Raw genomic sequence first — 9,439 nt, 5'->3', positions numbered from 1 at the left:
ATGTCAGCCGCCGCAGATTGCATGCCGGACACAGCCCTTGTGGGAGTGAGCTTGCTCACGAAAGCTGCATTTCAAACACTGAAGATTTAGCGGCTGTCCCGGCTCTTTCGCGAGCAAGCTCGCTCCCACCATTTGATCTCCAGCATGCTCAACTTGTGTCTGTCTGGAGCATCCAGGAACTGCCAGCGGAAGCCGGCTCATATCAGGCTGAAGTATTTCGCTTTTACAGATTCGATATCGGTAAGGTTTGCTGCGTTGGCATCTGCTATGCCGTCCGAAATAGCCTGCATCTGGCGCATCTCGGCTTCCAGGTAGCGGCTCAGTGCTTGCTGAAGGTGATATTGCCGATCACGCCCAATCCCTCCTAGACGATGAGCCGAATAAACCGCATATTCGGCTCATACCTTGAGCCGAATAGGACGGCTAATCGGCTCATGTACCTCCGAGGCGTCCCGTGAAACAGTCAGCGAAATGGATTTGGCAACACCCCAAATGGCCGTCCTTTACCTGGGACGTAGAGCCATTAGCGCCGCTGTTGCGGGCCTGCACCCAGGCGCAGGGTCAGCTATTGGGGATGATTGGCGCGTCAGGCGCCGATGCGAATGTCGAGCGCGAACTGGACGTCTTATTGCAGAACGTCATTACCTCATCGGCCATCGAAGGTGAGCAGCTCAATGTGGAGTCGGTGCGTTCTTCGCTGGCAAAACGGCTCGGGCTTGCCAGCGATGACCGCGTGACGGCGCGCAGTGAAGGTCTGGCAGAACTGATGCTGGATGCCACCCAACAAAATGACGCGCCGCTGACGTCCGAACGGCTGATGCATTGGCATCGCTTGCTGTTCCCTGAGCCTAGCGCGCTGACGGCATACCCTGTTCAGGTCGGGACGCTCAGAGGGCTTGAGCCCATGCACGTTGTGTCCGGTCGCATCGACCGGCCCGTGGTGCATTTCGAAGCACCTCCGCGCGAAGGCCTAAAGCAAAAGCTCGATGACTTTTTCTACTGGTTCAACAGTAGCCGCGCCGACCCTACCCTCGACCCGCTGATCCGCGCGGGCGTCGCACATTTCTGGTTCGTGACGCTGCACCCGTTCGACGATGGCAACGGACGTTTGACCCGCGCAATCACTGATCTGGCCATGGCCCAGGGCGAACACCAGGCCATACGCTTTTACGCCATGTCCGGCAGCATCCTTGCCCGCCGTCAGGATTACTACCGGATTCTGGAAGCGACCCAGCGCGGCGGTCTGGATATCACCGAATGGCTCGTCTGGTTTTTACAGACCTTGCTCCACACCCTGGAGCAGGCCATCCAGCGCATCGACCGGGTTTTGGCGAAGGCGAGATTCTGGCAAGCCCATCGGGATGACGGGCTATCCACCGAGCAAATCAAAGTGCTCAACCGTTTGCTGAATGGCGACCTGTTGTCGGAGAGGCCGGACGCGGGTTTTACCGACGGCATCAGCGCCGCTCAATACCAGGCGGTCACCAAGGTCAGTAAAGCCACCGCCACTCGGCATCTCGCAGATCTGTTGGGAAAAGACTGCCTGCGTAGACTTCCGGGCGGCGGGCGCAGCACCCGCTATCAGATCAACTGGCCCGACTGATCATTACTCTCACGGTAATGATTCGCGCATTTGCTTGATTGATGCCGAGCCGCCGCCCCTCCTAATCTGCCCCACGACAGCGAACTCGTGGAGTCAGCATGACCACAACAACGAAACTTGACCCGCGCTGGTCGCGTCGTCGCACTGAAAAACTGCGACGGCTCGACCTGGTGCGTTCCTTCGCCGATGGCGTTGTACTGCCCACCGACAAGATTGTCGCGGCGCTTGAGGCGCTGATTGCGCCGGGCGATCGCGTGGTACTTGAAGGCAACAACCAAAAGCAGGCGGATTTTCTTTCGCGCTCACTGGTGAAGGCCGATCCCGGCAAGCTCCACGACCTGCACATGATCATGCCCAGCGTGGGTCGGGCCGAGCATCTGGACCTGTTCGAACGCGGCATCGCCCGCAAGCTGGACTTTTCGTTCGCCGGTACCCAAAGCCTGCGCATCAGCCAGTTGCTGGAAGACGGGCTGCTGGAAATCGGCGCGATTCATACCTACATCGAGCTGTATTCCCGCCTGCTGGTCGACCTGATTCCCAACGTCGTGCTTTCGGCCGGTTTCATGGCTGACCGCGCCGGCAATATCTACACCGGCGCCAGCACCGAAGACACTCCCGCCCTGATCGAACCGGCCGCCTTCAGCGACGGCATCGTCATCGTGCAGGTCAACCAGTTGGTGGATGACGTCAGCGACCTGCCGCGCGTGGACATCCCGGCGTCATGGGTCGACTTCGTGGTCGTCGCCGACAAGCCGTTCTACATCGAGCCGCTGTTCACCCGCGACCCGCGCCACATCAAGCCGGTGCACGTGCTGATGGCGATGATGGCGATTCGCGGGATCTACGAAAAACACAACGTTCAGTCCCTCAACCACGGCATTGGCTTTAACACCGCGGCGATCGAACTGATCCTGCCGACCTACGGTGAATCTCTGGGCCTGAAGGGCAAGATCTGCCGCAACTGGACGCTTAACCCGCATCCGACGCTGATCCCCGCCATCGAAAGCGGCTGGGTCGAAAGCGTGCACTGCTTCGGCACCGAACTGGGCATGGAAAACTACATTGCCGCACGGCCCGACGTGTTCTTCACCGGCCACGATGGCTCCATGCGCTCCAACCGGATGATGTGCCAGCTGGCCGGGCAATACGCGGTTGACCTGTTCATCGGCGCCACGCTGCAAGTCGACGGCGACGGCCATTCCTCCACCGTCACCCGCGGGCGCCTTGCCGGCTTCGGTGGCGCGCCGAACATGGGTCACGACCCGCGCGGCCGACGCCACGCCACGCCCGCCTGGCTGGACATGCGCCAGCAGAGCGGTGACGGGCCGGACGCCTATCTTGAGCGCGGAAAGAAGCTCGTGGTGCAGATGGTCGAGACCTTCCAGGAGGGCGGCAAACCGACATTCGTCGAGACCCTGGACGCCGTGGAAGTCGCGAAGAAAAGCGGCATGCCTCTGGCGCCGATCATGATCTACGGCGACGACGTCACTCACCTGCTGACCGAAGAAGGCATCGCCTATCTGTACAAGGCGCGCAGCCTGGAGGAGCGTCAGGCCATGATCGCCGCCGTCGCTGGCGTGACCTCCATCGGCCTGCGCCACAACCCCAAAGACACCGCCCGTATGCGCCGCGAAGGGCTGATCGCGCTGCCTGAAGACTTAGGGATTCGCCGCACCGACGCCAGCCGCGAACTGCTTGCCGCCAAGAGCATCGCGGAACTGGTGGAATGGTCCGGCGGTTTGTACAACCCGCCTGCGAAATTCAGGAGCTGGTGATGCGCGCATTCAACGTAGCTTTCGAGACTTTCGATGCCGCGCCCGGTTCTGCCTCGCTGGCTGATCGCTTGGCTGATCTCGCGGTTGATGCGCTGATCGACGAAGCCGACCTGTCGCCAAAACCGGCGCTGGTTGATCGTCGCAGCAGTGGCGCCCACACGGATTTGCACTTGGGCCTGATGCACGCGTCAGCGCTGTCGCTATGGCCCGCGTTCAAGCAGATGGCCGACGCCGCCATTGCCATCGGCGAGATCAATCCGCTGTTGCGGGGAACCATCGGACGCCTCGGGCGCGAAGGCGAAGCGGCGATGATGCGCACGACCAACGGGGTGAATACCCATCGCGGCGCGATCTGGGCACTGGGTTTGCTGGTCACCGCTGCAGCGCTGAATCCCGATCACATTTCCCCGGAGGGGCTGTGCCAACGCGCCGGCCAGCTGGCATTGATCGAGGATCGTCACCAGACCGCCAACCAGAGCCACAGCCAGAGCCATGGCCAAACCGTTGCGCAGAAATACGGCGCAATGGGCGCCCGGGAGCAAGCGCAAGCGGGTTTCCCTGCCGTCATCCAAACCGGCTTGCCGCAACTCCTCCGCAGCCGCGCCGCCGGACATGGCGAGCAGAACGCGCGAATCGATGCGCTGCTGGCGATCATGACCACGCTGTCCGATACCTGCGTGCTGTATCGCGCGGGTGAAGCAGGCCTGCACGCCATGCAACACGGTGCGCAGCGGGTGCTGGACGCCGGCGGCAGCGCGACCCTCGGCGGCCGTCGCGCGCTGAATCAGCTGGATCAACAACTGCTGGGCCTGAACGCCTCCCCCGGCGGCGCCGCCGATTTGCTCGCCGCTTGCCTGTTTATTGATCGTCTGGAGCCTGCGCTCGGCGATGAAACGAGGAACGTCTGATCATGGAAACCCTGTCTTTTGAATTCCCAGCCGGGCAGCCGCCAAGGGGGCGCGCGCTGGTGGGTTGTGTCGGTTCGGGTGATCTGGAAGTGCTGCTTGAACCGGGCCAGCCGGGCAAGCTGACGATTCAGGTGCTGACGTCGGTCAACGGCAGTTCGGCGCGCTGGGAAAATCTGTTCCAGCGCATGTTCGACGGCCAGACGCCGCCGGCCATGAGCATCGACATTCATGATTTCGGCGCCACGCCGGGCGTGGTTCGGCTGCGCCTGGAGCAAGGTTTCGAGGAGGTCGGTCATGACTGACAGCACGCGGCTTCTGCAGCAGCACAGTTTCGTCGAGCTCGGCGCCCGGCAACGCGCCCGCGCACTGCTGGATGACGGCAGTTTTCGTGAGCTGATCGATCCCTTCGAGCGCCTCGTCTCCCCTTGGCTGGCCAAGCAAGGCGTCGTGCCCCAGGCCGATGATGGCGTAGTGATCGCCAAAGGCACTATCGATGGCAAACCGGTGGTGATCTGCGCCATCGAAGGCGGCTTTCAAGGCGGCAGCATGGGTGAAGTCGGCGGCGCGAAGATGGCTGGCGCGCTGGAGCTGGCCGCCGAAGACAATCGCAAGGGCATTCCCACCGCAGCCGTTCTGTTGCTGGAAACCGGGGGCGTTCGCTTGCAGGAAGCCAATCTCGGGCTGGCGGCCATCGCTGACATTCACGCCGCGATTGTTGATCTGCGTCCCTATCAGCCGGTAATCGGCGTAGTGGCGGGCAGCGTCGGCTGCTTCGGCGGCATGTCGATTGCGGCGGGCTTGTGCAGTTATCTGGTCGTCACCAAGGAAGCGCGTCTCGGCCTGAACGGCCCGCAAGTGATCGAGCAGGAAGCCGGCATTGAAGAATACGACTCCCGCGACCGGCCGTTCATCTGGAGCCTGACCGGGGGCGAGCAACGTTTTGCCAGCGGTCTGGTGGACGCCTTTGTCGCCGACGACATCAGCGCCATTCAGCAACAGGTGCATGCGTTGTTGCACAAGGGCAAGCCCGAGCAGGAACGCAGCAGTCGATACGCGTGGTTCCTCGAGCGTTTGTCGCACGTGGAGACTGCCCAGCAGATAGCGCCCGCTTCGGTGCGCGCTGCCTATCAAGGAGACCGGTCATGAGTGCTTACTCACTCCGTGGATTGAACTGGTTCAACGCGCTGGCCGCAAACGCCGCTGAAGTGGCGGGGCTGCCTGCGTCGGTGAAAGCAGCGGATGGCGTACTGGGTGATCGCCCGGCGCGATTCCTGGCGGTGGTCGCTGACCCTGCCAACCGCTTTCCCCGCGCACAAAGCGGCGAAGTCGGATTGCTTGAAGGATGGGGTCTGGCCCAGGCCGTGGACGGCGCCATCGAACTGGATCGGGACAGCGACAGCAAGCGGACATTGATCGCGATCATCGATGTCCCGAGTCAGGCCTATGGCCGCCGCGAAGAAGCGCTGGGTATTCACCAGGCACTGGCCGGCGCGGTTGACGCCTATGCTCGGGCGCGCCTGGCCGGGCATCCGGTGATTGGGCTGTTGGTGGGCAAGGCCATGTCGGGGGCCTTCCTCGCCCACGGCTATCAGGCCAATCGGCTGATTGCCCTGCGCGACCCGGGTGTGATGGTTCACGCCATGGGCAAGGCATCTGCAGCGCGGGTAACTCTGCGCAGCGTCGAGGAACTGGAAAAACTCGCCGCCAGCGTGCCGCCGATGGCCTATGACATCGACAGCTATGCCAGCCTTGGTTTGCTGTGGGAAACCCTGTCGGTCAGTCAGATCGAGCAGCCCAGCGTTTCGGATATCACCCTGGTTCAGGACTGCCTGATTGCAGCGATCAAAGACACCCTCGCCGGCGCCAATGACCTGAGTTCACGCCTCGGCGCGCCGAACCGTGGGGCGTCGTCGAAAGTCCGCGAGCTGTTGCGGGCGCAGTGGTAATGAGTGCTTTCCAGCCGGTGCTGCCCCACGACCTGTTGTGGGGTCTGCCGACGGCTGCGTTGCCGATCGACGCGCCGGCGTGGGCGTTCGAGGCCATCGGCCTGGGTCATCCGGTGGTAGTGCGCCGCGCTCGTGTCGGGGCAGGACTGGTGGCGGTGGGCGTGAGAGGTCAGTCCCGGGATCAGCGCTACGCCACTCACATGAAACTCACCGATGTGCAGCGGCGCGTGCCGCCTGAAGAGTTGATCGCCATGACGCCCGAAGCTGACTGGCCGGCGTTGCGCGCCTTGCAGCAGATTCGTCCAGTGATGGACGCGCTCGGCCTGTCGTGGGGCGTGGCGGGTGGCGCCGGTTTCGAGCTGGCGAGTGGCGTGCCGGTGTTGCATGCGGGCAGTGACCTCGACCTCATTCTGCGCACCCCTGAATGCTTTGATCGCCAGCACGCCGCTCGTTTGGTCGATCAGCTTGCCGGCGCGGTCTGCCGCATCGACCTTCAGTTGCAAACACCGTCTGGTGGCGTGGCGCTGCGCGAGTGGGCAGGACCGTCACGCCAGGTGCTGCTCAAAGCCGAAGACGGCGCGCGGCTTGTGGATAACCCTTGGCTGGCGCAGGCGGTTGCGGCATGAGCAGCTTCTGGGCGTTTCCCGGCCAGGGCGCGCAACAGCCGGGCATGCTCCATGGGCTGCCGGAGCACTCCTTGGTTGAACAGTGCCTGGCAGAAGCGAGCGCTGCATTGAGCGAGGACGTACTGACGCTGGATACGGCCGCCTCCCTGCAATCGACGCGAGCTGTTCAGCTGTGCCTGTTAATCGCGGGCGTCGCCTGCGCCCGAGTGCTGATGGCCGATGGGACCCCCCCCGACATGGTCGCAGGTTTGTCCATCGGTGCTTATCCGGCCGCAGTGATCGCGGAGGCTCTGGATTTTTCGGATGCCGTGCGTCTGGTGGCGCTGCGGGGTGAGCTGATGCAAAGCGCTTATCCACAGGGCTACGGCATGACCGCGCTGATCGGGCTGGACCAACCCACGGTCGAAAGCCTGATCGCACGCATTCACAGCGTTGAGACGCCGGTCTATCTGGCCAACATCAACGCTGATACCCAGTTCGTTATTGCTGGCCGAGACGAAGCCATGACGGCCGTCGCTGCGCTCGCAAAAGAGCAGGGCGCTGCGGCGGCCAAGCGGCTGGCGGTCAGCGTACCGTCCCATTGCGAACTGCTGGCCGAACCGGCACGCGCCCTTGCCGATGCATTCGCCCGAGTTTCCGTGAAAGCGCCGACGCTGAAATACCTCAGCGGCAGCACCGCGCGGCCGATGCTCAGCGCCGACAAGGTCCGCGACGATCTGGCGTTCAACATGTGCCGGGTGATCGACTGGCGCAGCACGGTGCAAACCGCCTACGAGCGAGGTGCGCGGCTGCACATCGAGTTGCCGCCAGGCACCGTGCTGACAGGCCTGGCGCGTCGCGTTTTCGAACAAGGATCGGTCGTCGCCTTTCAGGGCGCCCGGCTGGACACGCTCAGCGCGCTGTCGCGAGAGGAGGAACGCCGCCACTCATAAACCGACTGCTGCTTTCGAAGGAACACAAAAACAACAACTTCGACGATGCAATTTGAGGATAAGAACAATGGTGATTTATGGCGTGGCGTTACTCGCAATCTGCACCCTCGCGGGGGTGATTCTCGGTGATCTGCTCGGCGTGCTGCTGGGCGTAAAATCCAACGTGGGCGGCGTGGGGATCGCGATGATCCTGCTGATCTGCGCGCGGCTGTTCATGCAAAAGCGTGGCGGCATGAGCGAAGGCTGCGAAATGGGCGTCGGCTTCTGGGGCGCCATGTACATCCCGGTCGTCGTGGCCATGGCCGCTCAGCAAAACGTCGTGACGGCGCTCAAGGGCGGGCCGATCGCGGTCATCGCGGCGGTGGTGTCAGTAGTGGTCTGTGGCTGCACGATTGCAGTCATCAGCCGCATCAACAAGGGCGAGCCACTGCCCAAAGAAGACGAACTCGCGCACCCGCTGCCGGTGATCGCGCCGACTGTTTCGCCAGCAGGAGGCCGCTGATATGTGGGAGCTCATTCAGAAAGACCTGATCAGCCAGGGCCTGGTCACCGCGTTCGCCGTCGTGGGCGTGGTGATGTGGATTTCGGTGGTGCTGTCCAAGCGCCTGACGTTCGGGCGCATTCATGGTTCGGCCATTGCCATCGTCATCGGCCTGGTCCTGGCGTGGGTGGGCGGCACGATGACCGGCGGCCAGAAAGGGCTGGCGGACCTGGCGCTGTTCTCCGGGATCGGCTTGATGGGCGGGTCGATGCTGCGTGATTTCGCCATCGTCGCCACGGCGTTCGAAGTGCAGGCCACGGAAGCGAAAAAGGCCGGCTGGATCGGCGCATTCTCGCTGCTGTTGGGTACGTTGCTGCCATTCATTGTCGGTTGCTGTGTGGCGTACGCGTTTGGCTATCGCGATGCGGTGAGCATCACCACCATTGGCGCGGGCGCAGTGACGTACATCGTCGGGCCGGTGACCGGTGCGGCATTGGGCGCGACCTCGGATGTGATGGCGCTGTCGATCGCGACCGGTCTGATCAAAGCCATTCTGGTGATGGTCGGCACCCCGATGGCTGCGCGCTGGATGGGGCTGGATAACCCGCGCTCGGCGATGGTTTTCGGCGGTCTGGCCGGCACCGTGAGCGGCGTGACGGCCGGATTGGCGGCGACGGACCGGCGGCTGGTGCCTTATGGTGCGCTGACGGCGACCTTCCACACCGGGCTAGGCTGTCTGCTGGGGCCTTCGCTGCTGTACTTCATCGTGCGCGGGATTCTGGGCTGAGGCTTTGGGATGCGTAGCCTCAGCAACGTGCTGCCGTTCCGCGCCAGAACGCTGATGTATCTGCCGGCATCGGAATTGCGGGAGCGAGCTTGCTCGCGAAAGGGCCGGTACATCCGCTACAAATTTAGCGCTTGAAATGCCGCCTTCGTGAGCAAGCTCACTCCCACAGGGGATGTGTTTGATGCAAGAAAGCGCGGTGTCAGAAGGCGCCGCAGATGTATCTACTGACAGGTAACTTGTGGGAGCGAGCTTGCTCGCGAATGGGCCGGTACATCCGCTATAAATTCAGCGCCTGAAATGCCGTCTTCGTGAGCAAGCTCACTCCCACAGGGGATGTGTTTGATGCAAGAAAGCGCGGTGTCAGAAGGCGCCGCAGATGTA

At 62.8% G+C, this 9,439-nt stretch carries 11 protein-coding genes; all 11 read left to right on the top strand.

Features of this window, described 5'->3' with window-relative positions; translation table 11 throughout:
• On the top strand, positions 1-368 hold a 368-nt coding region (locus tag AC07VF_RS26380; protein WP_495010165.1), incomplete at its 5' end, for a hypothetical protein.
• An 86-nt stretch (positions 369-454) separates the two neighbouring features.
• Positions 455-1,603 (top strand): Fic family protein, encoded by a 1,149-nt coding sequence (locus AC07VF_RS26375; RefSeq protein ID WP_495010166.1) that lies wholly within the window; start codon positions 455-457, stop codon positions 1,601-1,603.
• A 98-nt stretch (positions 1,604-1,701) separates the two neighbouring features.
• The gene (gene mdcA, locus AC07VF_RS26370; RefSeq protein ID WP_346627240.1) at positions 1,702-3,378 is read left to right on the top strand and encodes a malonate decarboxylase subunit alpha; all 1,677 of its coding nucleotides are present in this window, start codon (positions 1,702-1,704) and stop codon (positions 3,376-3,378) included.
• Complete coding sequence (locus AC07VF_RS26365; RefSeq protein WP_495010167.1) at positions 3,378-4,286, top strand: triphosphoribosyl-dephospho-CoA synthase; 909 nt, start codon at positions 3,378-3,380, stop codon at positions 4,284-4,286. The genes mdcA and AC07VF_RS26365 overlap by 1 nt, the downstream gene beginning before the upstream one ends.
• Before the next feature lie 2 nt (positions 4,287-4,288).
• Complete coding sequence (locus AC07VF_RS26360; protein WP_133775589.1) at positions 4,289-4,588, top strand: malonate decarboxylase subunit delta; 300 nt, start codon at positions 4,289-4,291, stop codon at positions 4,586-4,588.
• Positions 4,581-5,432, top strand: coding sequence for a biotin-independent malonate decarboxylase subunit beta (locus tag AC07VF_RS26355; protein WP_495010168.1), 852 nt, complete (start codon positions 4,581-4,583; stop codon positions 5,430-5,432). The genes AC07VF_RS26360 and AC07VF_RS26355 overlap by 8 nt, the downstream gene beginning before the upstream one ends.
• Positions 5,429-6,232, top strand: a complete 804-nt coding sequence (gene mdcE, locus AC07VF_RS26350) for a biotin-independent malonate decarboxylase subunit gamma (protein WP_192172965.1) — start codon at positions 5,429-5,431, stop codon at positions 6,230-6,232. Before AC07VF_RS26355 ends, mdcE begins: the two co-directional genes overlap by 4 nt.
• Complete coding sequence (locus tag AC07VF_RS26345; protein WP_495010169.1) at positions 6,232-6,858, top strand: malonate decarboxylase holo-ACP synthase; 627 nt, start codon at positions 6,232-6,234, stop codon at positions 6,856-6,858. Before mdcE ends, AC07VF_RS26345 begins: the two co-directional genes overlap by 1 nt.
• Positions 6,855-7,790, top strand: coding sequence for a malonate decarboxylase subunit epsilon (gene mdcH, locus AC07VF_RS26340; protein WP_495010170.1), 936 nt, complete (start codon positions 6,855-6,857; stop codon positions 7,788-7,790). Before AC07VF_RS26345 ends, mdcH begins: the two co-directional genes overlap by 4 nt.
• Positions 7,791-7,857: 67 nt before the next feature.
• Positions 7,858-8,292, top strand: a complete 435-nt coding sequence (gene madL, locus AC07VF_RS26335; RefSeq protein WP_192172962.1) for a malonate transporter subunit MadL — start codon at positions 7,858-7,860, stop codon at positions 8,290-8,292.
• Position 8,293: 1 nt separating this feature from the next.
• Positions 8,294-9,058: a malonate transporter subunit MadM gene (gene madM / locus AC07VF_RS26330; RefSeq protein ID WP_122624431.1), complete on the top strand. Its 765-nt coding sequence runs from the start codon at positions 8,294-8,296 to the stop codon at positions 9,056-9,058.
• The last annotated feature ends 381 nt before the right edge of the window (positions 9,059-9,439 follow it).

The organism is Pseudomonas sp. GW821-FHT02H06, from assembly GCF_059421525.1.
This window is presented reverse-complemented; position numbering and strand designations above follow the sequence as displayed.

Bases quoted from the DNA above. Each gene is read 5' to 3' on its own strand.
- madM (WP_122624431.1), top strand. From the start codon at position 8,294: ATGTGGGAGCTCATTCAGAAAGACCTGATCAGCCAGGGCCTGGTCACC.
- mdcH (WP_495010170.1), top strand. From the start codon at position 6,855: ATGAGCAGCTTCTGGGCGTTTCCCGGCCAGGGCGCGCAACAGCCGGGC.
- mdcE (WP_192172965.1), top strand. From the start codon at position 5,429: ATGAGTGCTTACTCACTCCGTGGATTGAACTGGTTCAACGCGCTGGCC.
- AC07VF_RS26365 (WP_495010167.1), top strand. From the start codon at position 3,378: ATGCGCGCATTCAACGTAGCTTTCGAGACTTTCGATGCCGCGCCCGGT.
- AC07VF_RS26345 (WP_495010169.1), top strand. From the start codon at position 6,232: ATGAGTGCTTTCCAGCCGGTGCTGCCCCACGACCTGTTGTGGGGTCTG.
- AC07VF_RS26355 (WP_495010168.1), top strand. From the start codon at position 4,581: ATGACTGACAGCACGCGGCTTCTGCAGCAGCACAGTTTCGTCGAGCTC.
- AC07VF_RS26360 (WP_133775589.1), top strand. From the start codon at position 4,289: ATGGAAACCCTGTCTTTTGAATTCCCAGCCGGGCAGCCGCCAAGGGGG.
- madL (WP_192172962.1), top strand. From the start codon at position 7,858: ATGGTGATTTATGGCGTGGCGTTACTCGCAATCTGCACCCTCGCGGGG.
- mdcA (WP_346627240.1), top strand. From the start codon at position 1,702: ATGACCACAACAACGAAACTTGACCCGCGCTGGTCGCGTCGTCGCACT.